The sequence below is a fragment of the Faecalibacterium sp. OF03-6AC genome, assembly GCF_003478175.1.
GTDB lineage: Bacteria > Bacillota > Clostridia > Oscillospirales > Ruminococcaceae > Faecalibacterium > Faecalibacterium taiwanense.
On sequence record NZ_QUEN01000013.1, the window covers coordinates 43,744 to 64,144 of the forward strand.

The following is a 20,401-nucleotide window of genomic DNA, read 5'->3' on the forward strand; positions in this document are numbered from 1 at the left end:
CAGCGGGGGATTTTTGCGCAAAAAAGAGAGAAAGCCGCCAACATGGTTGACGGCCTTCCCTCTTACTCCTCGATGCGGATCGCGCTTACCGGGCAGGCGTTGGCTGCGTCCACAGCCTGCGGCACCTCCTCCGGTGGGATCGGCCCGGGCTGGGCCACGGCCAGCGTGCCTTCCATCTGGAACACGGCGGGGCAAAGCCCGGCGCACTGGGTGCAGCCAATGCACAGATCAGGGTCAACATATGCGTTCATAGAAAAACCTCCTTCTGATAATGCCCTGCGGGCAGTATGGCCCATCCGGCTGCGAATTATGCCTATGCAGAGGGCACAGGATGTGGTACAATAAAAATTCAGGAGGGTACAGACCATGAATATTCAGATCTTTGGCACAAGCAAGTGCTTTGATACCAAAAAGGCCCAGCGCTATTTCAAGGAGCGCGGCATCAAGTTCCAGATGATCGACCTCAAGGAAAAAGAGATGAGCCGCGGCGAGTTCGAGAACGTGGCCCGCGCTCTTGGCGGCTGGGAAAAGCTGGTGGACCCCAATGCGAAGGACAAGCAGACCCTTGCACTTCTGGACGCACTGGTGGACTGGCAGAAGGAGGACAAGCTGTTTGAGAACCAGCAGCTGTTTTTAACGCCCATTGTACGCAATGGCCGCAAGGCCACCGTGGGCTACCAGCCCGATGTGTGGAAGACATGGGAATAAGGAATGCGCTTTTCACAAAAAAACCACGGGCATAGTTTTGCACAATGGGCCGGTATGTGGTATACTGGACACTGTAGCATTTGAGAACCCTGGGAGATAAAACAACTATGAAACATTATATTACCCCTGAAGAACATGCCCGGATGCAGCGCCGCCGCGGGCGGCAGGCACTGGGCCTTCTGGTTGCCATTCTGGTGATCGTGGGCTTTGTTACCGTGCTGCGGGCCGGTGTGGGCGCGGTGGCGAACCTGTTCGATGATACCGCCCAAAAGCAGGAATATGAAGATAAGCTGGAAGGGCTTGTGCTGTTTGACCCCATGCCATTTGACGGCATTGAGAACATCGACGACCTGACTCTGCGCGAAGCTGCGGTGTGGGGCTGCATCTATAATATTCAGGAAACGCAGGGCGGCTTTGACAACTACAATACCGACCCCGACACCGAACAGCTGCTGCTGCCCTCGCTGGATGTGGATGCCTACCTTGCAAAGCTGCTTGGCCCCGGCTTCAAGCTGACCCACCGCAGCTTTGAGATGGAGGATATGACCATCGAGTTTGACGATGCCACCCAGTGCTATAAGATTCCGGTCACCGGCACGGTGGGCTACTACCGCGCAGTCGTGACCAAGCTGTTCAAGCGCAGCGGCAAGCTGCATGTGACCGTGGGCTATATCCCCACCGCCAGCACGGACGACAGTATCATCAATGTTTCTTCGGATACGCCCACCAAGTACATGGATTATCTGTTCGAGCGCCAGAGCGGCAGCTGGTATCTCACCGGCCTGACCGAGAGCGAGACCAAGGCCGAGAGCACGGAAAGCACACCGGCCGCGAATGTGCCGGAACCCATGGCAGAAAGCGATGTGCAGGATGCCATTCTTGCAGCAGCCGGTTCGGATTCTGCTTCGGCTGAGGCAGACAGCACCGCTGCAGACGAGGGCGTGGATACACAGGCGGAGGAACAGCCCGCCGACAGCACCGAGGCACAGGCGGACGAAAGCACAGCCAGCCCGGCGGCATAATACAAAACAAAAATACCGGATACAAGGCAGATGCTTCGTATCCGGTATTTTTTATTTGAGGTCAAATTTTACGATCACCAGCCGGTACCACAGGTACGGCACCATGTTCCAGATCATCCACAGCTCCATCAGGATGTAGTTGGGCAGATCCTTCAGGCGGAAAGGCCGCTTGCCCAGCCTGCCGCTTTTCAGCAGGGCAAAGGCTTCGTGCATCCCCTTGTCCCACGCCTCGCCAAAGCCCTGTTTGTGGAACTTGTAGCACTTGAGCAGGTAGCCCACGGCCAGCGGGATGAAGTTTAAAATCAGCATCAGCAGCGGTTCGTTTTTGAGCGGCAGCAGGATGCTGTTGCGGCCGCTTTGCTGGCTTTTGAAGGCGTTGTACTTCACCGCGCCGGTGCTGGCACCGCAGATGTGGTAGCACTTGGCGGTGGGGCAGAGCAGGTTTTTATAGCCTGCATTGTTGGCACGCCAGCTCAGATCCACATCCTCAAAGTAGGCAAAGAAGTTCTCGTCAAAATTGCCGATCTCGTCCAGAATGCTCTTGCGGTAGAGCGCCGCACCGCCGCAGGCCGAGAAGATGCGCTTTTGCCGGGTGTAGCGGCTTGCGCGGCGGCCATCACCGGTCTTGCAGGCAAAGCCCATCCATGTGACATAATCGCCCGCGTCGTCGGCCAGCTCCCGGTCAAAGTGTCGGATCATCAGGCTCTGCACTGCAAAGATTTTCGGGTCGGTCTCAGCGGTGCGGATCAGCTCTTCCAGCCACTGGGGTTCGGCAAAGGCATCGTTGTTGAACAGCACCACATATTCACTGTCCGCCAGCGCAATGCCCTGATTCACTGCATGGGAAAATCCGGTATTGGTGCCGTTTTCGATGAGGGTGAAATTTTCGCGGCTGCAATAGCTGCGGGCCTGCTCAAGGCTTTCGTCGGTGGAGCCGTTGTCCACCACAATGAGCCGGAAGTTCTGTTCGGTCTGGGCATAGACCGACTCGATGGAATCCTTGAGCCAGCCCTTGCCGTTGATGTTCGGGATCACGATGGTCGCTTTATACATAAAGACACTCCTAAGTCTGTGCACAATTACAATGCCAGTATAGCATATCTGCGCACAAAAAGAAACCGCATCCCGGCAGGATGCGGCTTCGGCAGGGCAAAAATTATGCGGCAAGGGCTTTTTCAATGTTGGCAAGAATGGTGTCGTGATCCTCGGCACACACCAGGATCACCTCGCCGGTGGGGGCTACGGTGACGGTGGCCGCCTTGGCGACCTGATACTGGTCCTCAAGGTAGTGCTCCATGGACTGCTGCTCACTCTGCACATAGGCTTCCAGTGCGGCTTTCACGGCATCGGTCTTGCCCTCGGCGGGCTTCACGATGGCAACGGCGTAGCTGCGCACCATCATGGAGGAAACAGAGGCGGCAAAGCTCTCGTAGCTGCCGTCCTCAAGGCCCAGCAGGGGGAACACGATGTCTTTCAGCTCGTCATTCAGCTGGTCGGCCTCATACTCGGCGCTGTAGCCGTCGATGGCGGTGAATTTGCCGTCCTCACCTTTGGTAAAGATCATATCGTATTCGTTGTCCTCGTCGGTGCGGGCATCGTGGATGATCTGGGAGTAGTCCTTCGGGGTGGCAGAGTCGGCCTTGCTGCCGGCAGAGCAGCCCACCAGAGCAAGCAGGCACAGACCGGCAAGCAGGGAAGCAATGATACGTTTCATAAGTGAAATCCTTTCGTGTGTGAAAATCTTCGTGTGAAAGCGGGCGCAGCGGTTTTGAAGCTATTGTGTGCTGTTTTGCGCCTGCTATCCATAATACGAAAGAACAGCCCGGCAGAATTGCACCGCAAACGTAACCATTTTATGAACAGCGTTACAGCATAAGGGCATCCAGCTCGCCGTGGTTCACCGGCGTGGAAAGGATGATCTGGGTGCTGGTGGTACCCAGCTTCTGGAACTGCAGGATCAGGTGTTCCAGCTGGGGCATGCTGCCGCAGCTCACCTTGACAAGGAAGGTGTATGCACCCGTGACGTGGTAGCACTGCAGCACTTCCTTGCTGCTTTGCAGCAGCTCCAGAAAGGCATCCTGCTTGGAAGGTGCTACCGAAAGGCTGATGAGGGCATCCACATACATCCGGTCAGCGGGGCGGTTCAGGGTGACGGTGTAGCCGCTGATGATGCCATCCGTTTCCAGCTTGTGAATGCGGCTGGAAACAGCAGGACTGGTCAGCGATACCTGCTCGGCGATCTCCTTGACCGGCATCCGGGCGTTCTTGGCCAGCAGGGAGAGAATCTTACGATCCAGATCATCCATGGGGAATACTCCTTTTTGAAAATATGTTGGATTGTATAAAATTTTTTGAAAGTAAAGTTTTATTGTTGGTGCAAACATACAAAAGTCAAAAAATTTTGCTTTTGCTTTGCTTTGCGTTAATTATATAAAGTTTTATCGAAAAAGTAAAGACTTAATTTAAAGCAAAACCGGAAAATTTTGTTTGACAAGAAAATAAAAAGGGGTATAATACATCATGCAAGGCAGCGCAGAACAGAAAGCGCCTGCCGCTTTGAATTTGAGATTCACCACTTTATATACTTTCCCACCCCTCTATACACAAAAGCCCGCTGCCAGGCGGGTTTTTGTGTTTGTTGGGGATTTTTTCTTTTTGAAAAAAGCAGTGGCAGACAATGTACTCGACCCATAGAGCAGCTGCTTTCGGCTGCGACCCCGCCCGTGAAAATGCAAGCCCGGAAAGTCCGCAGACTTTCCGGGCTTGTTCTATCTCAAAATATTATTCCGCTGATGATAGCCGGAGCATAGCGAAGGCGATTTAGATCGTGTACACCTATCAGACCAGATACCCTTCAAAGCAGTGCAGGTCTTCCGTCTTGACGATGCCCTCCAAATACAGCCCGTCCTCCCGGTATTCCTCCACCTGCACGCTGCCGCGCTCCCGCATGGGGGCGGCAAGGCCCAGTTTATCGTAGGGCAGCAGCACCTTTAAGGTGTGCACCCGGTCGCTGAGCATCTCGTCCAGCTTTGCCAGCAGGGTGTCCAGACCGTAGCCGGTCTTGGCACTGGTGAGCAGGATGTCCGGGTCAAAGCTCATGGCACCCGGCTTATCGCACTTGTTGTAGACGGTCAGGCGGGGGATGTCCGCACAGTCCAGCCCGTCCAGAACCTCGTCCGTGACGGCCAGCTGCTCTTCCCGCTGCTCATCGCCTGCGTCTGCCACACGGATGATCACGTCCGACCATGCCGCTTCTTCCAGCGTGGACTTGAAGGCTTCCACCAGATTGTGGGGCAGGCGGGACACAAAGCCCACCGTGTCCACCAGCAGCACCGCCATGCCGCTGGGCAGTATCAGCTTGCGGCTGGTGGGGTCCAGTGTGGCGAACAGCATGTCCGCTTCCGCTACGCTGGGGCCGCACAGAGCATTCATCAGGCTGGATTTGCCCACGTTGGTATAGCCTACAAGGCTGACCACCGGCATCCCGGTCTTGGCACGGGCCTTGCGGCTCTCGCCCCGGCGCTTTTCCATTTCGGCCAGCTTTTCGGCCAGCGCATCGATGCGGGCATGCACATGGCGGCGGTCCAGTTCCAGCTTGGTCTCACCGGCACCGCGGCGGGCACCACCACCGCCGCCGCCACCGCCGCCCTGACGGCTGAGCGCTTCGCCCATGCCCTGCAGACGGGGCAGGCGGTAGCGCAGCAGGGCCAGCTCGGTCTGCAGTTTGCCTTCGTTGGTGACGGCGCGGCTGCGGAAAATTTCAAGGATCAGCATGGTGCGGTCGATCACTTCCAGTCCGCCCAGCGCATTGGAGATGTTGCGGATCTGGCTGCCGGTCAGTTCACCATCAAATACGGCGCATTCCGCGCCCAGCGTTTCGGCGGCAAGGCTGGCTTCCTCCAGCTTGCCGCTGCCCAGCACGATGCCGGTCTCCGGGGTCTGGCGCTTCTGGGTCACCTGCGCCACGGCTTCCATGTGATTCGCCTCACACAGGGCGGAAAGCTCTGCAAGGCTGCGCTCGCAGTCCCACAGGCCCTGATCCAGCGCCAGCAGAATGACCTTCGTCGGGGGTGTTTCTACCAAAATATCGTAAAGTTCGCTCAAGGTAAGTCCTTTCTGTTATATCGTTCTCTTGTCAGCAGATAGCTTCTGCACTCCACCGGTGTGCCGTCAAATTTATGATCAATGGCATCGTGGTGGTAGAGAAAGCCTGCTTTTTCCATCACCCGGCCGCTGGCAGGGTTCTCTTTTGCGTGGCAGCAGGTGAGCCAGCCGCCATCTGTATTCTCAAACCAGTAGTTTACTGCTGCTTTTAAAGCTTCGGTTGCAAAACCATGGTTCCACCAGTGCTTCCCGATGCAGTAGCCTGCTTCCCAGATGCCGTCTGTGCAGTCCTGCTGCGGCCAGAGCGCTTTCTGTGCCGGGTCACCGAGCAGAGCATTGAAGATGCTGATGCTGCCAAACACCTGCCCGGAAGCCTTTTCCACAATGGCCCACTGGTAGTAGTCCGGGTTCGGGTAAAGGGTGGCCCATGCCGCCAGCAGACCTACGGTCTCCAGCGCATTTTTGTGCGGCTCCCACCGCAGAAAGCGGGTCACTTCCGGGTCGGATGCCCAGTTCGTATACATCTGCTCGGCATCCTCGGGCAGAAGCTGGCGCAGGAAAAGCCGGTCGGTCTCAAGCGTTTGCGTCCCGGCATGGCGCATGGCACACACCTCCCCACTTTATAAAGTATGCATAGGATAGCACAAATTTTGCGTTCCTGCAAGCGCCACCGTGAAAAAACGCTTGACCGGACGGCATTTGTGCATTAAACTGAAAGCCAAGCGTTTTTGTAGGAAAAAGGAGAACTCCCTCATGAAGGATGTGCGTGAAATTTTAAAAAAGCGCCCGCTGCTGTTCGATGGCGGCATGGGTACATATTATAAGGCAAAGCCCGGGCAGGAATGTGAGCAGGCAAACCTGCTGGACCCGGACGGCGTTTTGACCGTGCACCGCGCGTATCTGGAAGCGGGTGCCGATGCGATCAAGACCAACACCTTCGGCCTGCCGCGCATGGCAGCAGCGCAGAACCCCATGTGGGAGGCCATGGCGGACGAAGGCTGGAAGCTGGCTGCACAGGCCGCTGTAAAGACCAGCGCTGCCGTGTTTGCCGATCTTGGCCCGGCCCCGGACACCGAGGCACTCCCGGCGGCACAGATCTATACGGCCCTTGCCGAGCGGTTTGCCGCATTGGGTGCAAAGAACTTTTTGTTTGAGACGCTGAGCAGCGATGCCGGTGTGGCCGAAGCGGCAAAAAAAATCAAGGAGACCGTGCCGGATGCCTTTGTGCTGGTGTCCTTTGCAGTGCTGCCGGACGGCTACACCCGCGAGGGCCGTCACTGCGCAGAGCTTGTGCGCAGCATGACTGCCTGCGGTGCAGTGGATGCTGTGGGCCTGAACTGCGTTTCTGCTCCCGGTGCCATGCGCACACTGGTGCAGCAGCTGGGCAGAACAGAGCTGCCTCTGTCTGTCATGCCCAACGCAGGCTACCCGGTGGTCACCCGCACCCGGGTGCAGTATCAGGGCAGGCCGGAGTACTTTGCCCGGGAGCTGGTCGGCCTTGCCGCCGAGGGTGTGCGCATTCTGGGCGGCTGCTGCGGCACTACGCCTGCCCACATTGCGGCCCTGCGTGCGGCACTGGATGCCTTGCCGGAAACACTGCCTGCAGCCCCGGCAGCAGCAGTCTCCACTGCCGCAAAGCCGGAAGTGGAAACGGACGATGCCTTCCTGCGCAAGCTGAACGCGGGCAAAAAGGTGATCGCCATTGAGCTGGACAGCCCCAAGGATGCCGACCTGACCGGCTATCTGGACGGTGCACGCCGCCTGCAGGCTGCTGGTGCAGACCTTTTGACCATTGCGGACTGTCCTATTGCCCGGGCAAGGATGGATTCCTCGCTGGTGGCCTGCCGGGTGCACCGGGAGCTGGGGCTGAACGTGCTGCCCCACATGACCTGCCGTGACCGCAACCTGAACGCCACCAAGGCCCTGCTGCTGGGCCTGTACGCCGAGGGCGTGCGGGAGGTGCTGGCCATCACCGGCGACCCCATCCCCACCGCAGAGCGGGACGAGGTGAAGAACGTGTACCAGTTCAACTCCCGCAAGCTGGCGCAGTACATCGTCTCGCTGGCAGGGGAGGGCCGGGAGATGCCCTCGCCCCTCACCGTGTTCGGTGCGCTGAACCTGAACGCCCGCAACTTTGATGTGGAGCTGCGCCGCGCACAGGAAAAGCTGCAAAATGGCATGAGCGGCTTCCTTACCCAGCCGGTGCTCTCCGCACAGGCGGTGGTGAACCTGAAAAAGACCCGCGAAACACTGGGCGAAAAGGCGAAAATTCTGGCCGGCATTATGCCGGTGGTGAGCCAGCGCAACGCCATCTTTATGGAGAACGAGGTCAACGGCATCCATGTGGACGCTGAGATCATCGAGCGTTTTGCCGGGCTGGACCGTGCGCAGGGCGAAGAGCTGGGGCTGGAAGTCTCGGTGAAGGCCGCGCAGGCTGCAGCGCCCTATGCAGACGGTTTTTACCTGATGACCCCCTTCAACCGCATCGCCCTGATGGAGCGGCTCATTGCAAGGCTGAAGGATGAAGGAATCGCGGATTGAAAATAGCCGATGCGTTTGCTCTGGCCATTGATAGCGGAAAAAATATTTTTTATATTTGCGTTTGTCGTGGCCTGCGGGCCACTCCAAACGCGCTTTCACGAATAAGGCCCAAACCGTAAGATGCATCGGGATAAATTCTTTTGAAGAAAAAGTAATTGACAAATCGCACAAAAAACGCTATATTCTTTTTATAAATGCGTTGAAGAAGAGTGTGTATCGCTTTTGCCATCCAGAGAGCCGGGGGCTGCTGAAAACCCGGTATGGCCCGGCGGTGTGCTGTCACTTTGGAGCAGGAGCGGTGAGCTGAAGAGCAAGCCGCTCTCGGAGCTGTCCCACGTTACCGGGGCATCAAGGGGCGCAGGATGCTCTGCGCAATTTGGGTGGTACCGCGGTTATTACAGCCGTCCCATGGAACGTTCCGTGGGACGGCTTTTTTCGTCCCACTTCATCATTTTTTTACTGGGAGGACCCTATGAAAGAACTTGCAAAACAGTACGATCCCAGCCAGGTGGAAGACCGCATCTACCAGTTCTGGCTGGACGGCGGCTACTTCCACACGAAGGCCGACCCCGACAAGAAACCCTACACCATCGTCATGCCGCCCCCGAACGTCACCGGTCAGCTGCACATGGGCCATGCGGTGGATAACACCATGCAGGACATCCTCATCCGCACCAAGCGGATGCAGGGCTATGCCGCCCTGTGGGTGCCCGGTACCGACCATGCATCCATCGCTACCGAAGCCAAGGTGGTGGAGGCCATGCGTGCCGAGGGCCTGACCAAGGAGATGGTGGGCCGCGATGGTTTTCTGGATCGTGCATGGGCATGGAAGACCAAGTACGGCAACCGCATCGTCAGCCAGCTGAAGAAGCTGGGCAGCAGCTGCGACTGGGATCGTGAGCGCTTTACTATGGACGAGGGCTGCTCCGAGGCTGTCAAGGAAGTGTTCGTGCGCCTGTACGACAAGGGCCTGATCTACCGCGGCAACCGCATGGTCAACTGGTGCCCCCACTGCAACACCTCCATTTCGGATGCCGAGGTGGAGTACGAGGAGAAGGACGGCAGCTTCTGGCACCTGCTGTACCCGGTCAAGGAGACCGGCGAGATGCTGGAGCTGGCTACCACCCGTCCCGAGACCATGCTGGGCGATACCGCTGTTGCCATCAACGGCGATGACCCCCGCTATGCCCATCTGCACGGCTGCCATGTGGTGCTGCCCCTGCTGAACAAGGAGATCCCCATCGTCTGCGATGAGCACGCCGACATGACCAAGGGCACCGGTGTGGTCAAGATCACCCCCGCCCACGACCCTAACGACTTTGAAGTGGGTCTGCGCCACGACCTGCCCATCGTGCGTGTGTTCACCTACGACGGCCACATGACCGGTGCTGCCGACAAGGCTGCTGCCGATGCCCTGTTCGCCGCCGGCAAGAACGCCATCAATGAGCCGGAGGTGCTGGACTGCGGCAAGTACGCCGGCATGACCACCCTCGAGGCCCGCAAGGCCATTCTGGCCGATCTGGAAGCAGGCGGCTTCCTGAAGGAAATCGAGCCCCTCAAGCACGAGGTGGGCACCTGCTACCGCTGCCACTCCACCATCGAGCCCATGGTGTCCAAGCAGTGGTTCGTCAAGATGGAGCCGCTGGCAAAGCCCGCCATCGAGAGCGTGGAGAAGGGCGAGATCAAGTTCGTGCCCGAGCGCTTCACCAAGAACTATATGAACTGGATGAAGAACACCCGCGACTGGTGCATCAGCCGTCAGCTGTGGTGGGGCCATCAGATCCCGGCATGGTACTGCGACGACTGCGGCGAGACCGTGGTGGCAAAGTCTGCTCCCTGTGCCTGCCCCAAGTGCGGCAGCGCAAAGCTCACGCAGGACCCCGATACGCTGGATACCTGGTTCTCCTCCGCTCTGTGGCCCTTCAGCACGCTGGGCTGGCCCAATGAAGAGAGCGAAGACCTCAAGTATTTCTACCCCACCAACACCCTTGTTACCGGCTACGATATCATCGGCTTCTGGGTCAGCCGCATGATCTTCTCCGGTCTGGCCTACACCGGCAAGGCACCCTTCAGCACTGTCTGCATCCACGGTATCGTGCGCGACAGTCAGGGCCGCAAGATGTCCAAGAGTCTGGGCAACGGCATCGACCCGCTGGAAGTCATTGCCCAGTACGGTGCAGATGCTCTGCGCTTTATGCTGGTGGATGGCTCCACCCCGGGCAACGACATGCGTTATATCGAAAAGAAGGTGGAGGCTGCCCGCAACTTTGCCAATAAGCTGTGGAATGCTACCCGCTTTGTGCTGATGAACCTGCCCGAGGACTTTATCCCGGGCCTGCCCAGTGAGGACAAGCTGGACATGAGCGACAAGTGGGTGCTCACCAAGCTGAATCAGGTGGCCGGTGCCATGACCGACAACCTCGACCACTACGAGATGGGTCTGGCCGCTGCCAAGATCAACAGCTTTATCTGGGATGTCTACTGTGACTGGTTCATCGAGATCGCAAAGCCCCGCCTGAACTCCGGCGATGCCGAGCAGGCCGACACCGCCCGCCGCGTGCTGGTGTATGTGCTGGATAAGGCCCTCAAGCTGCTGCATCCCTTCATGCCCTTCATCACCGAGGAGCTGTATCAGGCTCTGCCTGGCTCTGCCGAGACCATCATGACCCAGAGCTGGCCCACCTTTGACGAAGCTCACAACTGGGCCGACGAAGAGGAAGCTTTTGAAAAGGTCATGGACTACATCAAGGCTGTGCGTACCATGCGCACCGAGATGAATGTCCACCCCGCCAAAAAGACCAGCATGATCATCGAGACTGCCGATGCAGCACCCTTCCAGAAGGCACAGGTCTATCTGGCAAAGTTCGCCTTTGCCACCGACGTGACCTTTACCGAGAAGTATGAGGGCAGCACCGACGGCATGGTGCAGGTGTCTACCCACGCCGCCCGCGGCTTCATCCCCATGATGGAGCTGATCGACCGCGACAAGGAACTGGCCCGCCTGAACAAGGAAAAGGCCAAGGCCGAAAAGGAAATGGCCATGTTCGCGAACCAGCTGAACAACCCCAAGTTCGTGGAGCGCGCCCCGGCGGCACTGGTGGAGGATATCCGCAATAAGTACGCCAAGAGCCAGGATAAGCTGGCCAACATCGAGCAGAGCATCAAGGCTCTGGGCTGATTTGAGCGGGGAATATAACAGCAGCGCACAGCGCACTTCGCCGTGGGTGACCGCAGGGCGGGTGATCTTTACCCTTGCTCTCATCGGCTGCATCGCGTTCATCTTTTCCAATTCCATGAAGATCGCCTCGGTGTCTACTGTGTCCAGCAGCCGGGTGCTCACTCTGCTGCAGGCGGCTCTGCGCCGTCTGGGCCATCCGGCCCTTGCCCAGCGCCTGACCGACCACATCGTGCGCAAGCTGGCACACTTCTGCGAGTATATGCTGGAGGGCTTTCTGCTCATGCTGTGTATGCGGGTGTATACCCGGCAGTATATCTGGCACATCAGCGTGCCAATGCTGGGCGGCGTGCTCACTGCGCTGACCGATGAGACCATCCAGATCTTTTCGCCCGGACGCAGCAGTCAGGTCACCGATGTGTGGCTGGATTCAGCCGGTGTCTTGGCGGGCATCCTTACGGCGCTGGTGCTCATGGCGCTGTGCAGATTGTTGTTCAATCATCGTAATAAGGAGTAACCAATGACCATCGAACAGGCAAATCAGTATTTTGCCGCCCTGCCGGACGGTTTTGCCTCCACCGAACAGCTGCGCGCCGCGTTCACCGCGCCGGTGCAGAAGGTGCAGTTCGTGGGCGTGGCAGGCACGGCAGGCAAGACCGTGACGGCCCGCCTGCTGGCGGCCATCCTGCACGCACAGGGGATCCATGCCGGCCTGTACCATGCCGGGTGCCGCCCGCTGTCGGAGCGCATCTGCATCGATGATGCCCCGGTGGACGAGGGCCTGCTGGCGCTGACTGCGGATGCCCTTTCCGCAGCCGAAGCCCTGCCGCAGGATGCAGCGGAGCTGGCCGCTGCGGCCAACTGCTTTGGCGCAGCGGGCTGCACGCTGGCCGTGGTGGAACTGCCGGATGCGGGCCTTGCGGAAGCGCTGCCCGGCATGCCGGTGTGCGCCGTCACCTCGGTCGGCCCGGACGGTGTAAGCCGCTCGGTGGAGCGCCTTGCGGCTCTGGCAGCAGGTGTCATGCGCAAGGAAAGCATCTGCGTCACTGCGCCGGAGCAGCCCAAGTCTGTGCTCAGCGAGCTGATCGTGGCCGCAGGCAAGTGCGGCTGTGAGCTGGTGGTGCCGGACCCGGAGGATATCACCTTTCTGGAGGCAGAAAAGTTTGCCAGCAAGGTGGACTACGGCGGATATACCGTGCCGCTGGCTTTTCTGGGCCGTCATGCGGCGGGCAGCGCTGCCATGGCTGTGGAGCTTTCGCTGGCGCTGTGCCGCAAGGGCTTTGATATTACCGACGATGCCATTCTGGAAGGTCTGGCTGCGGTGGAGAACCGCAGCAGCATCCGGGTCATCTCGCAGCGCCCACTCATCATTCTGGATGCCTGCCGCACCCCGCAGCAGGCAGCAGCCTTGCTGCGTGTGCTTAACATGGCCAAGGTGCGCCATATGAGCGCCATCATCGGTCTGGCAGAGGAGGAGGGAGCCGAAGCGTTCTTCTCCGCACTGGAGACCGGCCTGACCCCTGAAGAGCAGAAAAAGGATAAGTCCACCATGCCCGGCATGAGTGAGAACCCCTTTGATAAGGTGTATCTTGTCACCCCGGCAGGCGGCGATGACGAGATGACGGCCCGTTTGACCGAAAAGGCAAAATATCATTTTGATGCCGAGATGTGCACCTGCATTGCCGAAGCAGTGGAGCTGGCTCATGCCAACACCCGCCGCGGTCTGCTGGTCTGCGGCGGTGAAGCTGCCGCGCTGGAAGCGGCCGAACTGCTGGTGAACAGCTGAGCCGACACGCTTCCCTAAAAAATAAACGAAAGATCCCGTACACTGAAACCATGTGTACGGGATCTTTTTATTTTTGGCAAAGGAGATGGACAAACCATGGCAACGGTGAGCTTCAGCCCGGCGGGCAATGTGCTTTATGCCTACCTTGCGGGCGAGATCGATCACGATGCGGCGCAAAGCCTGCGCATCCAGCTGGATGATGCACTGGTCAGCCGTGCCCCGCAGACCATGATCCTGGATTTTGGCGGGGTCGGATTTATGGATTCATCCGGTGTAGGGCTGATCCTGGGGCGGCAGCGCATTGCCCGCACACTGGGCACGGCACTGCGGGTGCAGCACACACCGTCCCAGCTGGCAAAGGTGCTGCAGCTGGCGCGCATCCCCTGCACGGATGCAGGACAGAAGGAGGAATAAACCATGAAAGCGGAAAACACAACAAAGATCCAGTTCGATTCCCTCAGTGTGAACGAAAGCTATGCCCGGGGCGCAGCGGCGGCCTTTCTTGCCCGGTACGACCCCACCGTGCCGCAGCTGGCCGATATCAAAACGGCAGTGTCTGAGGCGGTGACCAACTGCATCGTCCATGCCTACCCGGACCACATCGGGCCGGTGACCATGAGCATTGCAGTCTATCCCGGGCGGGAGGTGCACATCACGGTGGCAGATAAGGGCATCGGCATCCCGGATATCCCGCAGGCCATGGAACCGCTGTTCACCACCGGAAACCCGGAGGAACGCTCCGGGCTGGGCTTTGCGGTGATGCAGAGCTTTATGGATAAGGTCAAGGTCATCTCAAAGCCCGGCAAGGGTACAAAGGTGCTGCTCATCAAGCGTCTGGCCCAGAGAGAATGATACATAACAGGAAAGGCAGGCAGGAGCATGGTATCGGATAAGACCCGGCGGGACGCATTCATTGAGCAGAATCTGGGGCTGGTGCACGCCTGCGCCGGGCGCTTCCGCGGGCGGGGCATAGAGTACGATGACCTGTACAGTGCCGGATGCATGGGACTTGTAAAAGCCTGCGATAATTTTGATGAGAGCCGCGGCGTATGCTTTTCTACCTATGCAGTGCCGGTAATTTTAGGCGAGATCAAAAAGCTGTTCCGGGACAGCGGCACAGTCAAGGTGAGCCGCTCCTTAAAAGAATTGGGGATGCGCGTACAGGCGGCACGGGAGCATCACATGAAAGTGTGCGGTACGGAGCCGACTCTTTCTCAGCTGGCGGAAGAATTGAATGAACCTGCAGAGAACATCACACTTGCCATTCAGGCGGCACAGCCCGCCATGAGCCTGACCCCGGAAAATGAAGAAGAGGACCGGCAGATGGATATTCCAGTAGAATCCCCGGAAGAAGCATTGGCAGAACGTATCAGTCTGGAAGAAGTGCTTCACGCTTTGCCGGAACAGGACAGGCAATTGATCCGCCTGCGGTTTTATGGCAACAAGACCCAGAGTGAAACTGCAAAGGTGCTGCATACCACACAGGTGCAGATCTCCCGGCGGGAACGCAAGATACTGGTGCAGCTGCGCCGCCGACTTTTAGAAGATTAGATGTCATACTTTCCAGATTAAAAGGAAAAAACTGGGCAAAAAGCCAAAAGCCAGATTTTTGCGAAAAATATGAAGAAAATGCTTGCTTTTTGCAAAAGGCTGTGCTAAAATACATTACTGTCAGGCGGACATCCGACAGAATGAAACACTTCAGAAGGAACGTCCTAACGTGAAGAATCGATGAGCTTCGACAAGAAACTCAAAAATAATTCAAAAAAGTGCTTGACAACTTATCACGAAAGTGATAAAATAAATAAGCTTTCAGCCGCAAGGCTGAGGCGCACAGGACCTTGAAAATTGAACAATATCGAAAAACTTGTAAGGAACCTTTTAAGTGTTTGGAAAAACACTAAAAACAATTCCAAAAGTAATTCACACAGGACGCAAACGATTGCGTGCTGAGCGAACAAGATTTAACACTTTTAAGTGATAAATATCATTTATAAAGAGTTTGATCCTGGCTCAGGACGAACGCTGGCGGCGCGCCTAACACATGCAAGTCGAACGAGCGAGAGAGAGCTTGCTTTCTCGAGCGAGTGGCGAACGGGTGAGTAACGCGTGAGGAACCTGCCTCAAAGAGGGGGACAACAGTTGGAAACGACTGCTAATACCGCATAAGCCCACGGCTCGGCATCGAGCAGAGGGAAAAGGAGTAATCCGCTTTGAGATGGCCTCGCGTCCGATTAGCTAGTTGGTGAGGTAATGGCCCACCAAGGCGACGATCGGTAGCCGGACTGAGAGGTTGAACGGCCACATTGGGACTGAGACACGGCCCAGACTCCTACGGGAGGCAGCAGTGGGGAATATTGCACAATGGGGGAAACCCTGATGCAGCGACGCCGCGTGGAGGAAGAAGGTCTTCGGATTGTAAACTCCTGTTGTTGGGGAAGATAATGACGGTACCCAACAAGGAAGTGACGGCTAACTACGTGCCAGCAGCCGCGGTAAAACGTAGGTCACAAGCGTTGTCCGGAATTACTGGGTGTAAAGGGAGCGCAGGCGGGAAGACAAGTTGGAAGTGAAATCTATGGGCTCAACCCATAAACTGCTTTCAAAACTGTTTTTCTTGAGTAGTGCAGAGGTAGGCGGAATTCCCGGTGTAGCGGTGGAATGCGTAGATATCGGGAGGAACACCAGTGGCGAAGGCGGCCTACTGGGCACCAACTGACGCTGAGGCTCGAAAGTGTGGGTAGCAAACAGGATTAGATACCCTGGTAGTCCACACCGTAAACGATGATTACTAGGTGTTGGAGGATTGACCCCTTCAGTGCCGCAGTTAACACAATAAGTAATCCACCTGGGGAGTACGACCGCAAGGTTGAAACTCAAAGGAATTGACGGGGGCCCGCACAAGCAGTGGAGTATGTGGTTTAATTCGACGCAACGCGAAGAACCTTACCAAGTCTTGACATCCCTTGACAGACATAGAAATATGTATTCTCTTCGGAGCAAGGAGACAGGTGGTGCATGGTTGTCGTCAGCTCGTGTCGTGAGATGTTGGGTTAAGTCCCGCAACGAGCGCAACCCTTATGGTCAGTTACTACGCAAGAGGACTCTGGCCAGACTGCCGTTGACAAAACGGAGGAAGGTGGGGATGACGTCAAATCATCATGCCCTTTATGACTTGGGCTACACACGTACTACAATGGCGTTAAACAAAGAGAAGCAAGACCGCGAGGTGGAGCAAAACTCAGAAACAACGTCCCAGTTCGGACTGCAGGCTGCAACTCGCCTGCACGAAGTCGGAATTGCTAGTAATCGTGGATCAGCATGCCACGGTGAATACGTTCCCGGGCCTTGTACACACCGCCCGTCACACCATGAGAGCCGGGGGGACCCGAAGTCGGTAGTCTAACCGCAAGGAGGACGCCGCCGAAGGTAAAACTGGTGATTGGGGTGAAGTCGTAACAAGGTAGCCGTAGGAGAACCTGCGGCTGGATCACCTCCTTTCTAAGGAGTCAGGCAAGGACAGGACATCAAAAGATGGATAGTCCTTGGACAGGTAACAAACGAGTAGAGTAGATATTGTTCGATTTTGAGGGCCCTGAAAAGGGAACTCAATTCCTAATGTGGGGGTTTAGCTCAGCTGGGAGAGCACCTGCTTTGCAAGCAGGGGGTCAAGGGTTCGATTCCCTTAATCTCCACCACATGGGCCAATAGCTCAGCTGGCTAGAGCACACGACTGATAATCGTGAGGTCGATGGTTCGAGTCCATTTTGGCCCACCATGTGATGAAAATCAAAGTTCCGGGAGACCGGGCTTTGAGGAACATCACCAAGACGTACCTTGAAAACTGAATAATAACTGCGAAACAAAGATTATAGTAAGTTCTTTTTTAAGAAATATTGCAATTTCAAAAGGAAGGGTAACAATAATCTTCGTTGGCAAGAGAGAATCAAGAGGATACCAAATGTTCTTAAGAGAACGTTTGAAAGGTCAAGCGAACAAGGGCGCAGGGCGAATGCCTTGGCACTGGGAGCCGATGAAAGACGTGATAAGCTGCGATAAGCTTCGGGGAGCTGCAAATAAGCATTGATCCGGAGATTTCTGAATGAGGAAACTCACCTGGGTTCATACTCAGGTACGTTATACTGAACTTCAAAATAGGTATATCGAGGGAACCGCCTGAACTGAAACATCTAAGTAGGGCGAGGAAGAGACATCAAACGAGATTCCGTAAGTAGTGGCGAGCGAACGCGGAAGAGGGCAAACCGAGAGTAGAAATACTTTCGGGGTACGGAGCGCCTTTAGGACTTAAGTTGTTAACCGAACGGCATGGGAAGGCCGGTCAGAGAGTGTGAGAAACACGCAGGTGAAAACGACAAGAGCCGAGCGAATTCCAGAGTACGGCCAGACACGTGAAACCTGGTCGGAATACGGGGGGACCACCCTCCAACCCTAAATACTACCCAGTGACCGATAGCGTATAGTACTGTGAAGGAAAGGTGAAAAGCACCCCGGGAGGGGAGTGAAAAAGAACCTGAAACCCTGTGCCTACAAGCACCTAGAGCACGTCAATGTGTGATAGGGTACTTTTTGTAGAACGGTCCGGCGAGCGATTGTATGCAGCAAGGTTAAGGACTTAAGGTCTGGAGCCGAAGCGAAAGCGAGTTTGAAAAGGGCGTTAAGTTGCATATAATGGGCCCGAAACCGGGTGACCTACCCATGGTCAGGTTGAAGTGGAAGTAAAATTCCATGGAGGACCGAACCGACCTCCGTTGAAAAGGCGGCGGATGAACTGTGGGTAGCGGAGAAATTCCAATCGAACCCGGAGATAGCTGGTTCTCCCCGAAATAGTTTTAGGACTAGCCTCAAGTTAGATACCTGGAGGTAAAGCACTGAATAGCCTAGCGGCCGAGAGGTTAGCGAAGCTTATCAAACTCAGAATGCCAGAGTATTGATGCTTGGGAGTCAGACAGTGTCAGATAAATGTCATTGTCAAAAGGGAAACAGCCCAGATCTACAGCTAAGGTCCCAAAGTCAGGTTAAGTGGAAAACGATGTGAAGATACGCAGACAACCAGGATGTTGGCTCAGAAGCAGCCACTCATTCAAAGAGTGCGTAATAGCTCACTGGTCGAGCGTCTTTGCGCGGAGAATTTAACGGGGCTAAACCTGACACCGAAGCTTAGGCAGCATGTTTACATGCTGGGTAGGGGAGCGTTGTATATGCGGTGAAACAGTAGCGCAAGCGGCTGTGGAGTGTATAGAAGTGAGAATGCCGGAATGAGTAGCGCGAATGCAGTGAGAATCTGCATGGCCGAAAGCCTCAGGTTTCTGGAGGAAGGTTCGTCCGCTCCAGGTCAGTCGGGAGCTAAGGTGAGGCCTAACGGCGTAGCCGATGCACAGACGGTAGAGATTCCGTCACCACCAAAAGAGTTAAACACAGGGACACATATGAAGTCTCGGAGCCGGGTGTTGGTTCCGGTAGCGATCGAGGGAAGTTAGTACCGAAGTCCGGGATGGAAGATGGCGAGAAAAGCTGTGTGTATTTCTGCGGTGCCCGTACCGCAAACCGACACAGGTAGGTAGGAAGAAGATTCTAAGGCCAACGGGAGAAGGGTTGTTAAGGAACTCGGCAAATTGACCCCGTAACTTCGGGAGAAGGGGTGCTGCAGCAATGCAGCCGCAGAGAATCGGCCCAAGCAACTGTTTACCAAAAACACAGGTTTGTGCTAAATCGAAAGATGACGTATACGAGCTGACGCCTGCCCGGTGCTGGAAGGTTAAGAGGAGATGTGCAAGCATTGAATCGAAGCCCCAGTGAACGGCGGCCGTAACTATAACGGTCCTAAGGTAGCGAAATTCCTTGTCAGGTAAGTTCTGACCCGCATGAAAGGCGTAATGATTTGGGCACTGTCTCAACAGCCCGCCCGGCGAAATTGTAGTACCGGTGAAGATGCCGGTTACCCGCGACAAGACGGAAAGACCCCATGGAGCTTTACTGTAGCCTAATATTGGGTTTCGATGTTGCATGCACAGGATAGATGGGACACTGGGAAGCAGGTGCTTTGGCGCTTGTGGAGTGGCCGTTGGGATACCATCCTTGCGATATTGGAATTCTAACCTGCGCCTTTGAATCAAGGCGGGGGACATTGTTAGGTGGGCAGTTTGACTGGGGCGGTCGCCTCCTAAAGAGTAACGGAGGCGTTCAAAGGTTCGCTCAGCTTGAACGGAAATCAAGCAAAAGAGTGCAAACGCAGAAGCGAGCCTAACTGCGAGACTGACGGGTCGAGCAGTAACGAAAGTTGGAGTTAGTGATCCGGTGGTATGTGAGTGGAAATGCCATCGCTCAACGGATAAAAGTTACCCTGGGGATAACAGGCTGATCTCCCCCAAGAGTCCACATCGACGGGGAGGTTTGGCACCTCGATGTCGGCTCATCGCATCCTGGGGCTGTATTCGGTCCCAAGGGTTTGGCTGTTCGCCAATTAAAGCGGTACGCGAGCTGGGTTCAGAACGTCGTGAGACAGTTCGGTCCCTATCTGTCGTGGGCGCAGGATATTTGATGGGAGCTGTTCCTAGTACGAGAGGACCGGAGCGGACGTACCTCTGGCGCACCAGTTGTTCTGCCAAGAGCATAGCTGGGCAACTATGTACGGATCGGATAAACGCTGAAAGCATCTAAGCGTGAAGCCGACCCAAAGATAAGATATCCCATTGTTTCAAACAAGTAAGACCCCTTGAAGACTACAAGGTTGATAGGCACGATGTGTAAGTGGAGCGATCCATTCAGCAAGCGTGTACTAATAGGTCGAGGGCTTGACCACAATTCGCTTGAGACTCTGAGAGTCAACGAAAAAATGTAAGCAGTGATTATTCAGTTTTGAAGGCACGTCCTTCTAAGAAACACTGGACAAAGTACAACAAACATGTTATACTAGGCCAGTCAGATCGGTCGGTGTCGATGACGGTGAGGTTCCACCTGTTCCCATTCCGAACACAGAAGTTAAGCTCACTTGTGCCGAAGATAGTTCGCTGGAAACGGCGCGTGAAAATAGGTAGTCGCCGACTT

Annotated in this window: 15 protein-coding genes, 2 tRNA genes and 3 rRNA genes; 14 read left to right on the forward strand and 6 right to left on the reverse strand. The window is 56.1% G+C overall.

The genetic code is table 11. The annotated features are described in order from the left end of the window. Nucleotides 1-62: 62 nt before the first annotated feature. Entirely contained in the window at nt 63-251 is a 189-nt protein-coding gene (locus DXA66_RS14325; RefSeq protein WP_005945433.1) for a ferredoxin, read from the reverse strand. Nucleotides 252-366: 115 nt separating this feature from the next. Here DXA66_RS14325 and DXA66_RS12685 point away from each other — a divergent pair, with 115 nt between their 5' ends. After that, the gene (locus DXA66_RS12685; RefSeq protein ID WP_005945436.1) at nt 367-708 is read left to right on the forward strand and encodes an arsenate reductase family protein; all 342 of its coding nucleotides are present in this window, start codon (nt 367-369) and stop codon (nt 706-708) included. Between the two features lie 107 nt (nt 709-815). Beyond that, nucleotides 816-1,730, forward strand: a complete 915-nt coding sequence (locus tag DXA66_RS12690) for an Ice-structuring protein (protein ID WP_118529239.1) — start codon at nt 816-818, stop codon at nt 1,728-1,730. A 51-nt stretch (nt 1,731-1,781) separates the two neighbouring features. Here DXA66_RS12690 and DXA66_RS12695 read toward each other — a convergent pair whose 3' ends face one another. The 5 genes from DXA66_RS12695 to DXA66_RS12715 all read right to left on the reverse strand — a co-directional run bounded on the left by DXA66_RS12695 (nt 1,782) and on the right by DXA66_RS12715 (nt 6,436). Further along, nucleotides 1,782-2,783: a glycosyltransferase family 2 protein gene (locus DXA66_RS12695; RefSeq protein ID WP_005945443.1), complete on the reverse strand. Its 1,002-nt coding sequence runs from the start codon at nt 2,781-2,783 to the stop codon at nt 1,782-1,784. A 103-nt stretch (nt 2,784-2,886) separates the two neighbouring features. After that, complete coding sequence (locus tag DXA66_RS12700; protein WP_118529240.1) at nt 2,887-3,444, reverse strand: DUF4358 domain-containing protein; 558 nt, start codon at nt 3,442-3,444, stop codon at nt 2,887-2,889. A 151-nt stretch (nt 3,445-3,595) separates the two neighbouring features. Then, a complete protein-coding gene (locus DXA66_RS12705; protein WP_005945452.1) occupies nt 3,596-4,036 on the reverse strand; it encodes an Lrp/AsnC family transcriptional regulator in 441 nt (146 codons plus the stop codon). 532 nt (nt 4,037-4,568) lie between these two features. After that, entirely contained in the window at nt 4,569-5,834 is a 1,266-nt protein-coding gene (gene hflX, locus DXA66_RS12710) for a GTPase HflX (protein ID WP_097776631.1), read from the reverse strand. Beyond that, nucleotides 5,831-6,436 (reverse strand): GNAT family N-acetyltransferase, encoded by a 606-nt coding sequence (locus tag DXA66_RS12715; RefSeq protein WP_097776630.1) that lies wholly within the window; start codon nt 6,434-6,436, stop codon nt 5,831-5,833. Before DXA66_RS12715 ends, hflX begins: the two co-directional genes overlap by 4 nt. A 151-nt stretch (nt 6,437-6,587) precedes the next feature. Here DXA66_RS12715 and DXA66_RS12720 point away from each other — a divergent pair, with 151 nt between their 5' ends. The 12 genes from DXA66_RS12720 (at nt 6,588) to rrf (ending at nt 20,400) form a co-directional block, all read left to right on the forward strand. Continuing rightward, nucleotides 6,588-8,375: a bifunctional homocysteine S-methyltransferase/methylenetetrahydrofolate reductase gene (locus tag DXA66_RS12720; protein WP_118529241.1), complete on the forward strand. Its 1,788-nt coding sequence runs from the start codon at nt 6,588-6,590 to the stop codon at nt 8,373-8,375. Between the two features lie 472 nt (nt 8,376-8,847). Then, nucleotides 8,848-11,553: a valine--tRNA ligase gene (locus DXA66_RS12725; RefSeq protein ID WP_118529242.1), complete on the forward strand. Its 2,706-nt coding sequence runs from the start codon at nt 8,848-8,850 to the stop codon at nt 11,551-11,553. Between the two features lies 1 nt (nt 11,554). Next, nucleotides 11,555-12,067, forward strand: a complete 513-nt coding sequence (locus DXA66_RS12730; protein WP_101956512.1) for a VanZ family protein — start codon at nt 11,555-11,557, stop codon at nt 12,065-12,067. A gap of 3 nt (nt 12,068-12,070) precedes the next feature. After that, the gene (locus tag DXA66_RS12735) at nt 12,071-13,336 is read left to right on the forward strand and encodes a folylpolyglutamate synthase (protein ID WP_097776627.1); all 1,266 of its coding nucleotides are present in this window, start codon (nt 12,071-12,073) and stop codon (nt 13,334-13,336) included. A gap of 96 nt (nt 13,337-13,432) precedes the next feature. Beyond that, nucleotides 13,433-13,750, forward strand: coding sequence for an STAS domain-containing protein (locus DXA66_RS12740; protein WP_118529243.1), 318 nt, complete (start codon nt 13,433-13,435; stop codon nt 13,748-13,750). Between the two features lie 3 nt (nt 13,751-13,753). Then, on the forward strand, nt 13,754-14,188 hold the full coding sequence (gene spoIIAB / locus DXA66_RS12745) for an anti-sigma F factor (protein WP_118529244.1): 435 nt from the start codon (nt 13,754-13,756) through the stop codon (nt 14,186-14,188). 27 nt (nt 14,189-14,215) lie between these two features. Beyond that, entirely contained in the window at nt 14,216-14,887 is a 672-nt protein-coding gene (locus DXA66_RS12750; protein WP_005945487.1) for a sigma-70 family RNA polymerase sigma factor, read from the forward strand. Nucleotides 14,888-15,326: 439 nt separating this feature from the next. After that, a 16S ribosomal RNA gene (locus DXA66_RS12755) occupies nt 15,327-16,837 on the forward strand. 121 nt (nt 16,838-16,958) lie between these two features. Further along, nucleotides 16,959-17,034: transfer RNA gene (locus DXA66_RS12760), tRNA-Ala, on the forward strand. Nucleotides 17,035-17,037: 3 nt separating this feature from the next. Beyond that, nucleotides 17,038-17,114: transfer RNA gene (locus DXA66_RS12765), tRNA-Ile, on the forward strand. A 207-nt stretch (nt 17,115-17,321) separates the two neighbouring features. Further along, nucleotides 17,322-20,156 (forward strand): 23S ribosomal RNA (locus tag DXA66_RS12770). 127 nt (nt 20,157-20,283) lie between these two features. Continuing rightward, a 5S ribosomal RNA gene (gene rrf, locus DXA66_RS12775) occupies nt 20,284-20,400 on the forward strand. Together the 16S, 23S and 5S rRNA genes with 2 tRNA genes alongside form the textbook arrangement of a ribosomal RNA operon. Nucleotide 20,401 lies beyond the last annotated feature (1 nt).

Excerpts from the sequence above, each read along its gene's own strand:
- DXA66_RS12720 (WP_118529241.1), top strand. The coding sequence starts at position 6,588 with ATGAAGGATGTGCGTGAAATTTTAAAAAAGCGCCCGCTGCTGTTCGAT.
- DXA66_RS14325 (WP_005945433.1), bottom strand. The coding sequence starts at position 251 with ATGAACGCATATGTTGACCCTGATCTGTGCATTGGCTGCACCCAGTGC.
- DXA66_RS12725 (WP_118529242.1), top strand. The coding sequence starts at position 8,848 with ATGAAAGAACTTGCAAAACAGTACGATCCCAGCCAGGTGGAAGACCGC.
- DXA66_RS12740 (WP_118529243.1), top strand. The coding sequence starts at position 13,433 with ATGGCAACGGTGAGCTTCAGCCCGGCGGGCAATGTGCTTTATGCCTAC.
- DXA66_RS12690 (WP_118529239.1), top strand. The coding sequence starts at position 816 with ATGAAACATTATATTACCCCTGAAGAACATGCCCGGATGCAGCGCCGC.
- DXA66_RS12705 (WP_005945452.1), bottom strand. The coding sequence starts at position 4,036 with ATGGATGATCTGGATCGTAAGATTCTCTCCCTGCTGGCCAAGAACGCC.
- DXA66_RS12695 (WP_005945443.1), bottom strand. The coding sequence starts at position 2,783 with ATGTATAAAGCGACCATCGTGATCCCGAACATCAACGGCAAGGGCTGG.
- DXA66_RS12700 (WP_118529240.1), bottom strand. The coding sequence starts at position 3,444 with ATGAAACGTATCATTGCTTCCCTGCTTGCCGGTCTGTGCCTGCTTGCT.
- DXA66_RS12750 (WP_005945487.1), top strand. The coding sequence starts at position 14,216 with ATGGTATCGGATAAGACCCGGCGGGACGCATTCATTGAGCAGAATCTG.
- spoIIAB (WP_118529244.1), top strand. The coding sequence starts at position 13,754 with ATGAAAGCGGAAAACACAACAAAGATCCAGTTCGATTCCCTCAGTGTG.
- DXA66_RS12685 (WP_005945436.1), top strand. The coding sequence starts at position 367 with ATGAATATTCAGATCTTTGGCACAAGCAAGTGCTTTGATACCAAAAAG.
- DXA66_RS12735 (WP_097776627.1), top strand. The coding sequence starts at position 12,071 with ATGACCATCGAACAGGCAAATCAGTATTTTGCCGCCCTGCCGGACGGT.
- DXA66_RS12715 (WP_097776630.1), bottom strand. The coding sequence starts at position 6,436 with ATGCGCCATGCCGGGACGCAAACGCTTGAGACCGACCGGCTTTTCCTG.